Origin of the sequence: Acetivibrio sp. (genome assembly GCF_035371925.1) — a bacterium.
Lineage (GTDB): Bacteria > Bacillota > Clostridia > Acetivibrionales > Acetivibrionaceae > Hungateiclostridium.
In genome coordinates, this window is sequence record NZ_DAORXT010000002.1 from 38,065 (window position 1) to 53,872 (window position 15,808).

Below are 15,808 nucleotides of genomic sequence, written 5' to 3' on the forward strand. Positions count from 1 at the left end.
CAACTAAATAATTTCTATATATGACTGTAAAGGACTTATCGGCAATCTCTGAATTCTGTAAGAGCTTAATTCCAAAACTTCTTTCAGAGCTATGGTTTCCCCGGGAAAATCACTGACATTTAGTTCGTCAAACCCTATTATCGTTCCTTTTGTAATGTGATTTTTTATTAATTTCAAACATTCCTTTGTAGGTTCGTAAATATCAAAATCAAAATATGCCAGTGCAATTATAGTATGGGGATTATTCTCCAAATAGTCCTTTAAGGTTACAGTCGCATCTCCTTTAACCAGCTCGTACTTTCTTATATGTGAAACCGGACTTTCCGACTCATGATAGTCCAACACCTTTTCCAAATATAGCTCATAGTTTTCAGTTACACTATAGTCGCCTTTTTTTAGTCCTTTGTCCAGACTTGTAACTGACGGAAATCCGCCAAAAGTGTCAAAACCTATAATCTTTCTGTTGTAATTGAAAGGCTCGTATATACCTCTAAAATTCTCAAACAACGCAAGGTTTTGTCCCCACCTTACGCCAAATTCCATAATTACTCCATGAACATTAATTATTTTCTTATATAATTCATGCATAAAAAGTTGTCTCGACAAGGTTTGCCTGTTGATGTAAAGTCCCAAGTTTGAAAGCAATTCGTTTTCCGGTATGGGACTATTCTTAAACAGGTCGTAGAAGTACTTTCGCATATCACGCTCTTTATTGCTGCTGTGTTCCTTTGTGCTGAAATTAGTTGCCATAGCCTATATCTCCCCTATGCATCAGATAAGAATATATTTTGACCCTCTATGCGCTAATTCTTCACTCTTTTGGCAATAACCTGTATCTCTCTTCCAACATTTATTTCAGACAACTTCTGATATATCATAAAAATGTCTTCTGTCTTCCCTATTTGCTTAAACTTCAACTCAAATTGCACTCTTTTCGAATGCACAATTTTTCCAAGCTCCTTTTTCTTAATATAATCTTCATCCATCAATAAAAACATTTCCAGCGGGAAAGAAGATGTCTGATAAACAACTTCAAATCCTGCCCTTTCAAGGAAGTTTTTAAAGGTGTCAAAGTTCCAGTAATTCAAATGGTCCGGAAAATGTATCCAATATGGTTCCGTTTTATGGTAAGCTGTATAAACCCTCTGCAAAAGATTAAAGTCGTTTGGAACCTCGATAGATAAATATCCTTCCTCAGACATAAATTCCGACTTTATTTTTTCCATAAAATCATAAGGATTCGGTATATGCTCCAATACAAAGCTGAGATTTATCAGCTCAAATTTCTTGCCAAACCTGTTTTTATCTGCAAATTCATTCTTAACACGAATCCCTTTGTCATTGCATTCCTCTGCCCCTCTTTCGGAAGGCTCTATGCCGTATGGTTTAAATCCTTCATTTTCAAATTCTTTAAGAAGCTCGCAGCTACCGCACCCAATGTCCAATATTTCTCTGGATTTTATCAGTCTTTTTATCCTTGCCACTTTTTCTTTGAGATTTATTTTGCTTAATTCATCTTTATATTCTTTTGAGTAAAATGTGTTTAGAAAATCATTGTCCGGGTAAGGATAAACATGATAAAAGCCGCAGTCTTTACATTCAATCACCTTGTATTCACTATTAATGCTGTAATAATTGTCAAACTCGTGCTTTCCGTCCGTCATGAATGAATTCCTTTCTTATGTGCTGTTATGCAAGCTTTTCTGTTCAACATTTGCATTAATCCGAGATAGCTCAGGATTCGTTTTCATAAGCTCTAAAACTTCATCAAAACCAAATTTTCCGTTATACCTGTCATACAATCTGTCATAAATTGCTGTAATCAATTCAAAGTCTTCATTCGTATCCAGAGTCCATCTTAGATTGGAGTAGTCGGTATCATTTTTATAGTAGTATATACTCTTCTCATAAGTTTCATACACATAGGGAGTAACATGTTCCCTTTGGTAATTTTTATCAGCATGAATAAAGGCATCCTCCAACACTTTGTAGGAAAACACCTCAACATCAAGCCCTCTGGGAAATGTCCTCTGCGTCAAATCATTTCCTGCATTGGTTACCAATGTGTAATTGTTAGAGATATAAAATTCCACTACCTTGTCCAACAGCACAGGATCAATCAACGGACAGTCCGAAGTAATACGAACCACCGTATCAAGGTTGTTTTCTTTAGCTGCGTAATAATACCTCGACAATACGTCATTCTCGCTTCCGCAAAACCATTTTACTCCGTTTTTCTTTGCCTGCTCCACTATTACTTTGTCCATCTCCAATGTAGTAGTGGCAATAATTATTTCATTCAAAAGCTTTGATCGCTTCAGCCTCTCTATTACATGGTCTATAACCGGCTTTCCGCACAAGTCCAGCATAACCTTGCCGGGCAGTCTGCTTGAGCCCATCCTCGTCTGTACGATAGCCCCTATTCTCATATACTCCTCCCATTCTTGCAAAACAAAAACTATTTCTTTTGCAGTAAAAACATTACATCAATATTATCATTATTCAGGTACTTGAACTTCTCTTCCTTTACCAATTCCAATCCCGGAAATCTGTCAAGATATAGCTTTGAAAAATTCGTTTTCCACAGAAGGTCACTATTTCCTCTATAGTTTACCTCCGTATACTCATCGGCATAATATTCAAAACCCCAGATATATTTACCGGTACAGCGGTATATCTCATCAAGCACCCGGTTTATATTGTCGGGAGCAATATGAATTAGTACCCCGCTGGTAAAAACCATGTCAAAATATCCGTCCTTAAAAGGTATGTCATCTCCGACTCCCTGGATGATATTTATACCCTTGGTAAGACTCTTTGCCTTTTCCACGGCATATTGCTGAAGCTCTATCCCATATAAATTGTCAAATCCCATGCTTTGAAGCATTCTAAGCTGATTGCCCACATTGCATCCTACTTCCAAAATCCTCTTGTTCTTAAGCCCCAGCCCTGATAAAAACCTCTCATTCATCTCCTGCCTGCTTATGCCATATTCTCTTTTATACAGGTCATCAAGCTCTTCAGGAGTAAATGTGCACCTGTCGGTGTAATCCTTGCCAAATTGTCCTGACCATGTGGATTCCTGCAGATTTGTAATCATACTTTCTTCCTCCCTGTTATTTTGCTGCCGCTTTCAAAGCATTATGCTTATAATGTCCTGTTTTTATAAGCTTGTCTTCCTCAAGTCCAAGCTTCAATTTGTTGGATATTCTCTTTAGATTTATTTTTACTATATCTTCTATAGCTTTACGGTCCATACCAGTAAGATTAATCCTGAAATCCTGCCTGTCGCCCGAATTTAAAAGGTATTCCTCCACATCGCAGATGGCATTGGTTTCCATTGCATATTCAAATACAGGAGTACCGGGTAGCGGTATCAGATATCCTACACTTGGGTAGATATCTGCCTCATAGCAGCAATCAAAAGTTTCTTGCAAAGTCTCCTCCGTCTCCTGCGGATACCCTACCACAAGGCTTGTCCAAACAGCAAGTCCGGCTTCTCTCAGCACTCTCGTCTGCTCAACAAATTCATCCTTCTTAAGCTTCTTATTCATAGCCCTTAAAATTTCCTGATTTGCAGATTCAAGGGAATAACCGAGTCCGACACAGCCGGCTTCTTTTAACTTCCTGGCAACGCCAATATCTTTTTCCTTGAACAAGTTTCCTCTGCAGCATGCCTTCCAAAATATTCCAAGGTCATACTCCATAAGAGTATCCACAAATTCTTCACACTGCTTTATTGAGTAAAATGTGAGTTCGTCAAATAGATTTACATAATTTATATTATACTTTTCTTTAAGAAGTTTCATTTCGTCACATACGGATTTGGGTGAACGCACTCTGTACTTATCCTGCTTAAAAACATGATAGCAAAATGTACAGCTAAACGCACAGCCTCTGGCGGTATTTACGGGCAGTGACCGAAGCTCTTCATACGGAACCGGATAAGGCTCGTTCATATATATCCTGCTTTTTTCAATATATAAATCTACATCAAACAAATCCCAGTTTATAAACGGAATACTGTCGATGTCCTTTATGGCCTCTCTTTTAGGGGTGCTAATAATTTTACCGTCTTTTTTATAATATATTCCTTTTACTTTTGAAAGATCCTCTTTATTTTCCAAAGCTTTCAAAACTTCGATATCCGTTATGTCTCCCTCGCCTATAACTGCAATATCTGCTTCAGTCTTTTCAAGCAGGAGCTCAGGTACGGATGATGCCACAGAATTTCCTACAATTATGGGCACATTTTTGTACTTTTTAATCAAACTGCACAGTTTCTTTACTTGTTTATATCCCGTTACGATACAGCCCATTGCTGCCACATCATAATCTTTTTCCCTTATCATGCTTTCAACTTCATCGTCGCTGTAGCGATAAGCATCAATATCAAGTATCTCCAGTTCATATCCGGCATTTTGGATTGCCGTTGCTATATAAGCCAGTCCTAAAGGCGGCAAAAGTGTTGGGGATTCCGGTCTTAACGAAATATTTATCAGTAGTATCTTCAATTTTATCATCCTTTGTAATTGTTTATTATAAAGCAGCTAAATCAATTTTTCCCTCACAAGCAGCTCTTTTACTTGCGATTTAGTCAGAGCCTTTTCGTTTTGAGAGCTATAATTGCTTATAACCGCCTTTCTGGCATCATTACTGTAATTCTCATCAAAAGGAGGCTTTATCACATACATATCATCCAGTTCAATAGCTTTTGTCGATTCATCCTCCGACATAAGTTCCTCATACATCTTTTCGCCGGGTCTTAACCCAATTTTCTTAATCTCTATCTTTTTAGGGTCAATATTATTCTTTTTACATACATCCTCAATAATCACTTCTGCCAAATCTTTCAAGCGAATTACAGGCATTTTCAGTACGAAAACCTCTCCCCCTTTTGCAATGCTGCATGCCTTTATGGTAAGCTCCACTGCCTGCGAAAGGGACATCATGAATCTTGTCATCTCCGGCTCGGTTACCGTAATGTATCTCTTTTCTAAAACCTGCTGCTTAAAAAGAGGAATTACAGAGCCTCTCGAGCCCATTACATTTCCGAATCTGACAGAAGCAAACACAGTATCTGTGTTTCCCCTTGCATAGTTGAAGGAGGACATAAGCCTTTCTGCCAAAAGCTTTGTCGCACCCATGGTATTGGTGGGGGAAACAGCCTTGTCGCTGCTGGTATAAATTACTCTTTTTACTTTGTTTGCCAAAGCACAGGTTATTACATTCTGACTTCCGATAACATTTGTCTTAACAGCCTCAAAGGGATTATACTCGCATACGGGTACATGCTTTAGAGCAGCAAGATTAAACACAATGTCAATGCCGTTCATTGCCCTGTCCAATCTATCCTCTTCTCTTACATCACCGATAAGATACCTGATATTGGTGTTTTCCCTGAACTTTTCTCCAAGCAAAAACTGCTTGTACTCATCTCTACTGTAAACTCTGATTACAGCCGGCTTTTCAGTTAAAATACGTTCAATCAGAGCTTGTCCAATAGATCCCGTTCCTCCAATAACCAATATCTTTTTGTCCTTAAACATGCTGAACCCCGCTCTCTTTTAGTATAGATTCAATTTTATCTTTAAAATCGAAACGTTCTTTAAGATAATCGGAAATTACATCTCTTAACTTGATATGTTTCATTCCTTCGATATAAGCTCCACCCTCGGTAGCATTTAGAAATACTCTTTGCTCATTTTCTATCCTGTTTTCAATCCAGTATTTATAACTCAAATATCCAAGGGATGTATATAGAATTTCCCCATTTTGCCCTTTTACTCTTCTCATGTTTTTTAATTTTGGGGAGTAAATACTGTTATGGCTGCCATATTCGGCGTGATTTTTTCCATCCACATATGCCAAATCCTGCCCCACTAATATAATGGGATTTCCCCCCATTTTAATGGCTACATCCAGTATGGTGGTCGCAACCGATCCTCCCGAATCCACCACATATTCCGAACCGTTATTAAACTTTCCGTAATAGGCGATAAATTTCGGACCTAAGTAGCGTGAAATGGTATATGAGGCAGCCGTTGCCAGGTAAATAAGGGGAATGCCAATATTTTCATACCCATTTATCTGGTTGTAAGTTTCCTTCTGCGGGTCAATAATGGCAAAAAAATCCGGCTCTATGTTTCTTATAAGCAGGGGTCTTAGGGCGGAGCCCGCTGCAATAATCAGCGCTCTTCCCTTTGCTTCTTTCAGCAAATCTATATTCTTATCAAGGGAAGGTCCGGTGGATACAACGATTATCGGTACATTCTTAAACTTGTCAAAAAATATCCCAACATTGGGACTGTTTAGCTTTAAGTTTTCGCTTGCATTATTACGCAGGCTATTATCGTAATCATCGGTAATACTCTTCTTAAGATTCCAGTTTTCCATTACAAATTTAAAATATTCATTTTCTGCAGGAATTGCTTTTAATGAGGCGGGATGCGTAATAAAATTAACTTTGTCAAAGTTATCGTCAATTAACTTCTTAACCGTTCTTGATATATAAGCAACATCCCTTGAGATAATCAGAAAAATGCGCGGATCTTCTAAAATAGAAGCAAGATCCACATTCTCCAATGCCAGCCTAAAGACCGTCAAATTATTTTCTATTACATACAGACTGCTGCCCGGCTCCAAAAAACCGGCAATTTTCCCGACATGATAACCAAATCCAAACCCGTACAGGATATGGATGGGAAACTCCGGTTTGTATTGTTCCCGGGCAAACCTTTCTGCTTCAACATCCGGATGGTATTTGCTGTGTAAAAAGTGGCTTTTATTCTCGCCATACAGGCTTTGAGTCATCTTCAGAGTCTTTTGGCCTTCGTTGTTTTCTATAATTTGGTACATATTTGAATCAACATGAATGTCCTTTATTTCATCATATATATCCGGATATCTTTTTTTCAGCAATTCCAGATTATTCTGCAGCATTGTCATTATCCAATACTCCCTTTATGTTCGCAAGTTGTTCCTGCCACAAGTTCACTATGGGTAACAGCTCATATTCCAATAAATCGCTAAGTAAAACATAATCCATATTTTCGTAGGCCTCTGTTATTTCCGTCAACACGGAATTTGCCTGAGAGATATCCGGTGAATACTTTCCGTGTATATCCCTTGTGCCCTCTATAGCTTGTACAAGCCATTCAATCCCTTCTATCAAATCGACCATCATTCTTGTTGCTATGTCTTCCCCACCGCTTTGGAAAAAATCTATTATCTGCTCTATTCCTTCGGAAGCTTTTACGATATATTCAGCTGCCGTACCTATAATTTCCTTTTTTAAAGCATACTGAGACATTCTGACTCCTCCTTTTTATCAATGTCTTTTATTATTTTGTTTGACAAATTATCTATCAAGGAAATTTTGTCTTTCACTTCAGCATACTGCATAAGCAATCCCTCATACAGATATTTCAACTTCTCTTGCATGTCGGACATGCTTTCAATTTTTCTTTCTCTTTCGTTCTTGATAGCCCGAATAAAGTATTTGCTTAAAGGTTCAATAAAATATTTATACAAGTCACTGCCCTCTATTTCATCTGTTAATTTGTCAATTTCTTTCCACTTGTCATCGTGGACACCTCTGATATTACTTAATATATCGAGAATTAAATCTAATCTCTTTATAGCTTTTTCTTTCATTTCACTACTTTCATTGCGAATATCTTCCAAAATTGTTCTGATTTTAGCCTTCTTGTCTTCTATATTTTCTGCCTCAAATTCCTCTTTAAATTTACTGTCCAAGGTTCCCTTAATGTCATATTCCTCTATGCAGTATGTGTCTATAATTTCTTTAAGAGGCATATTCTTCATTCCCTTTATGGGCAATCCGTCCTCAGAACCGTTCAAATATAACCTGTCGGAGTAAATTCTGACATATTCCTCAAAATAATACCTGATGGAAAGCATGCTTTGAGTTGTATACACATCATTACCGTGAATATCTTTCTCTTGGATATAGTATCTCGTCTTTTTCTCTATTTGATCACGGATAATATCGTCCTGTTCCTGCTTTAATACTGCACCCTCGGCATAACACTCCATATTTGGAAAGGACAAATTCTGACCTATAAGAATTATCGGATTGCATCCCATATATCTTGCAATATCCAAGGATATATTTGACACAGAAGAGCCGGAACACATGCATTCTGCTCCCTCTACGCCCATCTTATTGTCAACCCAGTTTTCATATCCCAATGCATTGGTCTTAAAATATATTTTCGGACCTTTATAATTCTTTAATCCGTCATAATGAACCGAAAGAGTATAAGCAAAATATATCTCATCGGATTTTACGTTATTAAATATACGGCTTTCAGGCTCACCGCCATCCACCCCAACCATAATATGGGGTGTAATCCCCCGGCTTTCCAAAATGTTAATCGAAGAACCGGCAGAAATGATAACTGCTTTGTTGTACAGCTCTTTTAAAAGATGTATATTTTTATTCAATGCCGGACCTGCAGAAACAACAATTGCGGGAACATTGGTAAAAGCAGATTTGTATCCCTTGATATGTGTGCTTTTTGTCAGCTGCCACATTCCCTCAAACAAATTGGTTAACCATGTTTCCGCAAAAAATACACTTGTATTGCCATTTATTTGATATAATCTGGAGAATTTTATATAGTCTTTTTTTAAATTCAACCACCACTCCTCATAAACTTTCCTATAACTTAATAATTCGTTAAACTCTACATTGTCTATCTGTCCCTCTTCCCTTAAGGATAAAAATACCCTTCCAATCTCTTCGGTGTTGTCGCTTATTATAAACAGTATGTTTTCATTCAATATCAAAGATGTGATATCCCTTGTATTAAGAAGCTTCAGGAACACATTTTTGTCCGGTTCAATCACAATTTTGTTTTTGTCGGGATATTTTTTTTCAAGTTCCTCCAGATGATACCCGCATCCGACACCTAAAATTGCAATTGTATCAAAACCCTTTAGATTAATTCTTTCTGCCCATCTAACCGCTTCTGTTTGGGGATCATATGCACTGTGAATGAAAAATGTGTGTTCCCCTTTTTTTACTTTAAAATTTGGCATTCCGTTTTTTGAATTTTCAAGAATAACACTGCTTTCAGACTCTTCAGTATTCAAATATTCAAAAACTTCTGCCAGACGCGGATATTTTTCTCTTAAAGCATCAATATTAAGCTTGAATATGTCGCCCATAAAGCTCCTCCTGCCTGTTAAATATTCTAAATTCTAAAAAAGACCGGCAAGAATCCCTGCCGGCCTTTTTGTTCAGCTATATCATGCCAGATTATAATTTGGCATTATAATTTAGCCCAATAACTGAAGAACTCCCTGCGGAACCTGGTTGGCTTGAGCCAACATTGCCGTAGCAGCCTGATTGAGGATATTATTCTTTGTAAAGTTCATCATTTCCTGAGCCATGTCTACGTCTCTGATTCTTGATTCAGATGCCTGCAGGTTCTCTGCTGCTGTATCGAGGTTCTTTATTGTATGCTCCAGCCTGTTCTGCTTAGCTCCGAGTTTTGCTCTTTCTTCGGATACTTTGTTAATTGCTGAATTGATTATATCAATAGTATTTTGAGCGTTACTGGATGAATCTACAGTTAAAGAAGATGCTTTTACTCCTAAGGCAGTAGCTCTCATATCTCCTATTGTGATTGAGAGAGTCTCTTCTTTGTTGGCACCAATCTGCAGTAACTTTCCGCTAAAGCTTCCAGTCAACAGATTTTGAGTGTTGAACTGCGTCTTATCACCTATTCTTGTGATTTCAGCAGCCAATTCATCAAGCTCAAGTTTGATAGCACTTCTATCCTTTGATACGTTTGTATCGTTTGCAGCCTGTACTGCAAGCTCTCTCATTCTTTGAAGTATTGCATGAGTTTCAGTCAATGCTCCTTCAGCAGTCTGTATCAACGAAATACCGTCCTGGGCATTTTTCGATGCCATCTGCAGACCTCTGATCTGCGCTCTCATCTTTTCGGAGATGGACAGACCTGCTGCATCGTCTCCGGCTCTGTTGATTCTGTATCCTGATGACAATTTCTCCAATGATTTTTCCTGGGCTGACGCATTAACTTTCAACTGTCTGTGAGCGTTATACGCCATAATGTTGTTATTGATTCTCATAATTCATTCCTCCTTGATTTTCACGGCATCCTTGCATAACCACTTTTTAATTTAACGGTAAACTGCACTAGTCGAAATGCTAAATATCGGATTAGCCCAATAACTGAAGAACTCCCTGAGGAACCTGGTTGGCTTGAGCCAACATTGCCGTAGCAGCCTGATTGAGAATATTGTTCTTTGTAAAGTTCATCATTTCTTGAGCCATGTCTACGTCTCTGATTCTTGATTCAGATGCCTGCAGGTTCTCTGCTGCTGTATCGAGGTTCTTTATTGTATGCTCAAGCCTGTTCTGCTTAGCTCCAAGTTTTGCTCTTTCTGTTGATACTGTGTTAATTGCGTCATTAATCTTCGTAATGGCCGATTGAGCATTTTTAGAATCGGTAACCTTCAAGCTTGCTATATCCAATTTTTTAGCTGTCATTGTTCCTATTGATATGGACAAGGTTTCTCCGCTATTAGCACCAATTTGAATTGTAATTGCATTACTGCTTGCCATTCCGCCGGCCAACAGTGTTCTGGTGTTGAACTGGGTTTTTTCAGCTATTCTGGTTACTTCTTCTGCCAACTGTTCTATTTCGAGAGCTATGGCACTTCTGTCTTTTGACACGTTTGTATCGTTTGCAGCCTGTACTGCAAGCTCTCTCATTCTTTGGAGTATAGCGTGAGTTTCCTGCAATGCTCCTTCAGCAGTCTGTATCAACGAAATACCGTCCTGGGCATTTTTCGATGCCATCTGCAGACCTCTGATCTGCGCTCTCATCTTTTCGGAGATGGACAGACCTGCTGCATCGTCTCCGGCTCTGTTGATTCTGTATCCTGACGACAATTTCTCCAGTGATTTTTCCTGAGCTGATGCGTTCACCTTTAACTGCCTGTGAGCGTTGTACGCCATAATGTTGTTATTGATTCTCATAATTCATTCCTCCTTGACTTTTATAGCATCCATGCAATGAGCATCTTTTTATTATAATAAACTAAACTAATTAAAATGCTAAATATCGGATTAGCCCAATAACTGAAGAACTCCCTGAGGAACCTGGTTGGCTTGAGCTAACATTGCTGTAGCAGCCTGATTGAGAATATTGTTCTTTGTAAAGTTCATCATTTCTTAAGCCATGTCTACGTCTCTAATTCTTGATTCAGATGCCTGCAGGTTCTCTGCTGCTGTATCAAGGTTCTTTATTGTATGCTCCAGCCTGTTCTGCTTAGCTCCAAGTTTTGCCCTTTCTGTTGATACTGTGTTGATTGCGTTATTAATTTTCGTAATGGCCGATTGAGCATTTTTAGAATCGGTAACACTCAAAGCAGATATTGAAAGCTTTTCAGCTGTCATTGTTCCTATTGTTATAGACAAGGTCTCTCCACTATTAGCACCTATTTGGATTGTAACTGCTTTTGAGCCTGTCAATCCACCGGCCAAAAGTGTTCTGGTGTTGAACTGGGTTTTCTGAGCTATTCTTGTTACTTCATTCGATAATTCCTTTATTTCAAGGGCTATAGCACTTCTGTCTTTTGATACGTTTGTATCGTTTGCAGCCTGTACTGCAAGCTCTCTCATTCTTTGGAGTATAGCGTGAGTTTCCTGCAATGCTCCTTCAGCAGTCTGTATCAACGAAATACCGTCCTGGGCATTTTTCGATGCCATCTGCAGACCTCTGATCTGCGCTCTCATCTTTTCGGAGATGGACAGACCTGCTGCATCGTCTCCGGCTCTGTTGATTCTGTATCCTGATGACAATTTTTCCAATGATTTTTCCTGTGCCGATGCATTAACCTTTAACTGCCTGTGAGCGTTGTACGCCATAATGTTATTATTGATTCTCATAAATCATTCCTCCTTGATTTGCGCTTTGGAATCCTTTCCTTTAAGCGTATTTGTTTTAAAAATATATGTACAGATATGGCATTTTATCTATTTGGCGCCAACATAGATAAATTGCCATTATCTCTGTACATGATATTTATCGGGTAAAATCAAACGATACTTTAATAAATTTAGCTTTTTTTTTATGGGAAATTTATGATTTATAATTAAGAAGACTTTGATTTTTTAGTAAACCATTAAATTTTCTCTTAGTTCTCTCATTGTTACTTTTAAATTTGCCCCTGTTTTTATGTTTTGAAGATTGGTCTTAGGATCAAGATATTCTTTTCTCAAATCGGCTGCTTTATTAAACTTTCCAAGTGCTTCCTCAGTCCTTGACAAATAATGTAATACTACACCTAAACTATTGTACCCTTCTGCTCTGCAAGGGTCTATTTGAAGTGCTTCTTCATAATAGAATTTTGCCTTCAAATATTCATCTGTAAGACAATTCACATTTCCCAAATAAAAGTATTTTAAAAATTGAATTTTTCTATATTCAGCGGGGTCTAAAACCTGAATATTCTCCAAGGTGTTGCTCGCTTTATCGTACTCCTCGATTTTGATAAGAATTTTAGCCAAAAGTAAAAGCTTTTCAGGCTCCGGATAAGAAGATTTTTCTACTATGTCTTTTATTTTATCCGCTCCTAGATTTTTAAGCACTTTAATTTCCATTTCTTTATGTTTTTCTTCATTTTTGCTTAAGTTTGAATCGTGTCTTCTGTATTTATAGAGCACTTTGCGCAAGTATCCGAACCTAAATCTTTGTGCCAACTGAATGCTCATCCAATAATCTTCTGCATATCTCATATCGGGAAGAAACCTGAAACTTTCAAAACATTTTCTCCTATATATGACACTTGGCATACAAGGAATAACTTGCCTGAAGAGAAGCTGTGCCAAAAAATCGTTCGGTGAAAGGTCCCCGTAGTCGCTTTTAAGTTCTTTAACCTTCTTGACGTAAGCATCGATTAGAAGAACATCATTATAAACGCAATCTATATCTTTATGCTGCTGTAAAAAGTCAACTTGCTCCTTTACTTTATCGGGTAAATACAAGTCATCGGCATCCAGCCATGCAATATACTCTCCTTTAGAGTACTCCAATCCTGTATTTCTGGCCTCTGAAACGCCTTTATTTTCTTGGTAAATATATTTAAGTTCCGGATATCTTTTTACAATCTTGCCCGTCATGTCGGTCGAGCCGTCATCAACTACAATTATTTCTATGTTCGGGTAGGTTTGAATGAGAGCACTTTTTATACTAGACTCTATATACTTTTCACCGTTGTAGACACATATGATTATAGAAACTAACCCTTTACTCACTCTCCAACCTCCATGATTTTTTATGATATTTCATTTGTCGGCTTTGGAATACAATTTTTTAATATTTTTGAGATGTTTTTTAGAGTAATTTTTCCGGAATTTCAATTATATAAAAACGTTCTGTGTTTCATTTAAATTGACAAATAAAAGCTCGGGACATCGAGTCCCTTCGCTTTTGCCCCTTTCATTTCATTCCAAGAGGCCAAATAAAAAAAGTGGTTCCGTCACCACTTCGTCAAGGCTGCATTCAATTGTAATTACTATTTTAGCAAATCCTTTAAGTCCACATTCTTAACTTCTGCCGCCTTTTTGTTTTCAGCTTGTATTTCCAGGAATATCTCCTTCCTGTAAATAGATACACTCTTAGGTGCGTTAATGCCGATACGCACCTGCTCCCCTTGAACATCAACAATAGTAATTTCAATGTTGTCATTAATAATTATGGATTCATTTTTCTTTCTTGTCAGAACAAGCACCTGCATTTACCTCCTGTCTCCGGAGCTCTTCTACTATATAGTGTCTCACACTATATCTATCTGTGTCAAGGACAACTTGCATTCCTTTGTTATTTTTTGTGTTTATAATGACAGGAGCCTTCAAATTCATAGTCATTTTTGAAATATCCTCCGGAACAACAACTATCGAAAGTACCATCACATCTTCAATTTTCTCAATATCGAGACCTTCAACAGCCTCCCCGGGTATTTCAATATCATAATCCTTTAAAATAAGGAAAGGATTTACCACTGCAAAAGCAAGCTGTCCGTCGTCAACATTCTGAAGCCACCTAAAAGGTGAAGTTTCATCTCCGTCATACAACACCACATACCGTTTCAAGTTTTCAAATCCCGGTATCCCATCCTTAAAATCGATAATTTTAGTCTCATCAATGTTTATTTCCCCAAAGTGTTTGGTTTTAAGAAGCATTTTATCTCCTCCACATTTAATTTACAGTTTACACATATGCGTCAATTTTATTCTCAACATAATCGATTTTAATTGAAGCATATTGTTCCAAGTATATTTTTACTTTTTCAGGAATATAATTCAAATTAAAACTTGCGGGAATAAAGGTTCCTTCAACACCATTATGAATAACTTTCCAGTAATCTTGCGGAAAATTAATCTCCTGCCCTCCGGTCACACTGACTTTAGGACTCGCTTTTGGAATGGCCTCAATGTTGAACTCCCGCATATTGTAAGAATCCCTCTTTGCAAGCTGGGGAATTAAGTTTCCTCCGTTTTCAATAGCAGCCAGGGCATCACCGTCGTCAGCTAATTTCCCGATGTATTTCAATGCATTCCCTTTTCCTTTTTGAGCTAATTCTCTGGCCAAATCAAGATGGTTTTTAAGCCCTGCACTTGCAAAAGCCTCATACTGGTCAATCTCCACTTTGGGAAGCTCTGTTTCTATTTGAACTTTCGCATGATTCTGGTGAAGCTTGAGCCGCGCGTCCCGCGCTTCAATATCAAGTTTTGAATAAGTTCTGTCAATACCGATTCTGGCATGGGTTTGAGTTATAATGATACCCATATTACCACCTACTTTAAATCAATATTAATCAAGTATTACACAGACTTATTTCAAAAAGTCAACAAGGGATGTTTGTATTATTCTGGCTCCGCCGGACAATGATGCCCTGTAAACATTTTCCTCTGTCTTTAGAAGCAAAATGTTTTCAGCCTGGTCCACATCCTCATTTTCACTCATAAGTTTTGTAAAATTGAGGCAATCTATATCAAGTCTGTCGGCAGTCAACTCAAGTCGATTGTACCTGGCACCGATATCTGCCCTTATCCGAAGTACGTGATTTAGATTTTCATCAATTTTTGCTATTGCATCGCTTATCTGAGAATGGTCTCCTAAATCCAATGCATTTATATAATCATCAAAGTCCGAAATAAGCTTGCCCTTTGTACCTGCACCGGCAGCAGCTCCGCCATTAAACAGGTCTCCGCCCGTTACATTTACATTTATGCTGTCACTGATACCTATCTGAAAAATTATTGCTTCGCTGTTGTTTACATTAATATTGAAAAACCCGTTATCATCCATAAGCTTGGTATCTGTTTTAAAACCGGAAAATACGTACCTTCCGGCATATGTGGAATTTGACAGTTTGATCAACTGGTTTTTCAGCTGCTCCACTTCCTGGCGTATTTTTTTCGTATCTTCCTCAGTGGCAGTACCGCTGCTTGCCTGCACAGCAAGCTCCCTTGCTCTTTGCAATATGTCCCCCACATTGGTTATTGCCGACTCGGTAATTTCCAGCCAGGACAATGCATCCTCCACATTTGTTTTATATTGTTCTATCTGGGCCACATCGGTACGAAGCTTTAATGCTCTGGCTGCAACAACAGGGTCGTCCGAGGGCACAGTAATTTTCTTTCCGGTAGCCAGCATCTGTTGATACTTGTCCATTCTGGCCAGGTTTTTACCGATATTGTTAATCATATTGTTTACAATCATATTATTGGTTATTCTCATAT

At 38.0% G+C, this 15,808-nt stretch carries 16 protein-coding genes and 1 pseudogene; all 17 read right to left on the reverse strand.

From position 1 onward, the window contains the following. Positions 1-3: 3 nt before the first annotated feature. Positions 4-750 carry a TylF/MycF/NovP-related O-methyltransferase gene (locus tag PLH43_RS00580; protein WP_324358991.1) on the reverse strand — a complete coding sequence of 249 codons (747 nt, stop codon included), beginning with the start codon at positions 748-750 and terminating at the stop codon, positions 4-6. Positions 751-803: 53 nt separating this feature from the next. After that, the gene (locus PLH43_RS00585) at positions 804-1,664 is read right to left on the reverse strand and encodes a class I SAM-dependent methyltransferase (protein WP_324358993.1); all 861 of its coding nucleotides are present in this window, start codon (positions 1,662-1,664) and stop codon (positions 804-806) included. A gap of 15 nt (positions 1,665-1,679) precedes the next feature. Further along, complete coding sequence (locus PLH43_RS00590) at positions 1,680-2,429, reverse strand: glycosyltransferase family protein (protein WP_324358995.1); 750 nt, start codon at positions 2,427-2,429, stop codon at positions 1,680-1,682. A 29-nt stretch (positions 2,430-2,458) separates the two neighbouring features. Further along, a complete protein-coding gene (locus tag PLH43_RS00595; RefSeq protein WP_324358997.1) occupies positions 2,459-3,100 on the reverse strand; it encodes a pseudaminic acid biosynthesis-associated methylase in 642 nt (213 codons plus the stop codon). 16 nt (positions 3,101-3,116) lie between these two features. After that, complete coding sequence (locus PLH43_RS00600) at positions 3,117-4,514, reverse strand: radical SAM protein (protein ID WP_324358999.1); 1,398 nt, start codon at positions 4,512-4,514, stop codon at positions 3,117-3,119. 36 nt (positions 4,515-4,550) lie between these two features. Continuing rightward, a complete protein-coding gene (locus PLH43_RS00605) occupies positions 4,551-5,549 on the reverse strand; it encodes a UDP-N-acetylglucosamine 4,6-dehydratase family protein (RefSeq protein ID WP_324359001.1) in 999 nt (332 codons plus the stop codon). After that, entirely contained in the window at positions 5,542-6,948 is a 1,407-nt protein-coding gene (locus tag PLH43_RS00610; protein ID WP_324359003.1) for a 6-hydroxymethylpterin diphosphokinase MptE-like protein, read from the reverse strand. Before PLH43_RS00610 ends, PLH43_RS00605 begins: the two co-directional genes overlap by 8 nt. Then, positions 6,929-7,312: a hypothetical protein gene (locus PLH43_RS00615; RefSeq protein ID WP_324359005.1), complete on the reverse strand. Its 384-nt coding sequence runs from the start codon at positions 7,310-7,312 to the stop codon at positions 6,929-6,931. The genes PLH43_RS00610 and PLH43_RS00615 overlap by 20 nt, the downstream gene beginning before the upstream one ends. Then, positions 7,294-9,195 (reverse strand): 6-hydroxymethylpterin diphosphokinase MptE-like protein, encoded by a 1,902-nt coding sequence (locus PLH43_RS00620; protein WP_324359007.1) that lies wholly within the window; start codon positions 9,193-9,195, stop codon positions 7,294-7,296. Before PLH43_RS00620 ends, PLH43_RS00615 begins: the two co-directional genes overlap by 19 nt. 111 nt (positions 9,196-9,306) lie before the next feature. Next, complete coding sequence (locus PLH43_RS00625) at positions 9,307-10,125, reverse strand: flagellin (RefSeq protein ID WP_324359009.1); 819 nt, start codon at positions 10,123-10,125, stop codon at positions 9,307-9,309. Positions 10,126-10,216: 91 nt separating this feature from the next. Beyond that, positions 10,217-11,038 carry a flagellin gene (locus PLH43_RS00630; protein WP_324359011.1) on the reverse strand — a complete coding sequence of 274 codons (822 nt, stop codon included), beginning with the start codon at positions 11,036-11,038 and terminating at the stop codon, positions 10,217-10,219. Positions 11,039-11,128: 90 nt separating this feature from the next. Then, positions 11,129-11,950: pseudogene (locus tag PLH43_RS00635) on the reverse strand (flagellin). A gap of 225 nt (positions 11,951-12,175) precedes the next feature. Next, positions 12,176-13,318, reverse strand: coding sequence for a glycosyltransferase (locus PLH43_RS00640; protein ID WP_324359013.1), 1,143 nt, complete (start codon positions 13,316-13,318; stop codon positions 12,176-12,178). Positions 13,319-13,578: 260 nt separating this feature from the next. Then, positions 13,579-13,794: a carbon storage regulator CsrA gene (csrA, locus tag PLH43_RS00645; protein WP_324359015.1), complete on the reverse strand. Its 216-nt coding sequence runs from the start codon at positions 13,792-13,794 to the stop codon at positions 13,579-13,581. Then, entirely contained in the window at positions 13,766-14,245 is a 480-nt protein-coding gene (fliW, locus tag PLH43_RS00650; RefSeq protein ID WP_324359018.1) for a flagellar assembly protein FliW, read from the reverse strand. The genes csrA and fliW overlap by 29 nt, the downstream gene beginning before the upstream one ends. 28 nt (positions 14,246-14,273) lie before the next feature. Beyond that, on the reverse strand, positions 14,274-14,852 hold the full coding sequence (locus PLH43_RS00655; protein ID WP_324359020.1) for a DUF6470 family protein: 579 nt from the start codon (positions 14,850-14,852) through the stop codon (positions 14,274-14,276). Between the two features lie 45 nt (positions 14,853-14,897). Next, positions 14,898-15,806, reverse strand: a complete 909-nt coding sequence (gene flgL / locus PLH43_RS00660; RefSeq protein ID WP_324359022.1) for a flagellar hook-associated protein FlgL — start codon at positions 15,804-15,806, stop codon at positions 14,898-14,900. Positions 15,807-15,808: the final 2 nt, after the last annotated feature.

Coding starts and splice junctions, on each gene's coding strand:
- PLH43_RS00580 (WP_324358991.1), bottom strand. CDS start 750: ATGGCAACTAATTTCAGCACAAAGGAACACAGCAGCAATAAAGAGCGT.
- PLH43_RS00585 (WP_324358993.1), bottom strand. CDS start 1,664: ATGACGGACGGAAAGCACGAGTTTGACAATTATTACAGCATTAATAGT.
- PLH43_RS00590 (WP_324358995.1), bottom strand. CDS start 2,429: ATGAGAATAGGGGCTATCGTACAGACGAGGATGGGCTCAAGCAGACTG.
- PLH43_RS00595 (WP_324358997.1), bottom strand. CDS start 3,100: ATGATTACAAATCTGCAGGAATCCACATGGTCAGGACAATTTGGCAAG.
- PLH43_RS00605 (WP_324359001.1), bottom strand. CDS start 5,549: ATGTTTAAGGACAAAAAGATATTGGTTATTGGAGGAACGGGATCTATT.
- PLH43_RS00610 (WP_324359003.1), bottom strand. CDS start 6,948: ATGACAATGCTGCAGAATAATCTGGAATTGCTGAAAAAAAGATATCCG.
- PLH43_RS00615 (WP_324359005.1), bottom strand. CDS start 7,312: ATGTCTCAGTATGCTTTAAAAAAGGAAATTATAGGTACGGCAGCTGAA.
- PLH43_RS00620 (WP_324359007.1), bottom strand. CDS start 9,195: ATGGGCGACATATTCAAGCTTAATATTGATGCTTTAAGAGAAAAATAT.
- PLH43_RS00625 (WP_324359009.1), bottom strand. CDS start 10,125: ATGAGAATCAATAACAACATTATGGCGTATAACGCTCACAGACAGTTG.
- PLH43_RS00630 (WP_324359011.1), bottom strand. CDS start 11,038: ATGAGAATCAATAACAACATTATGGCGTACAACGCTCACAGGCAGTTA.
- fliW (WP_324359018.1), bottom strand. CDS start 14,245: ATGCTTCTTAAAACCAAACACTTTGGGGAAATAAACATTGATGAGACT.
- PLH43_RS00655 (WP_324359020.1), bottom strand. CDS start 14,852: ATGGGTATCATTATAACTCAAACCCATGCCAGAATCGGTATTGACAGA.
- flgL (WP_324359022.1), bottom strand. CDS start 15,806: ATGAGAATAACCAATAATATGATTGTAAACAATATGATTAACAATATC.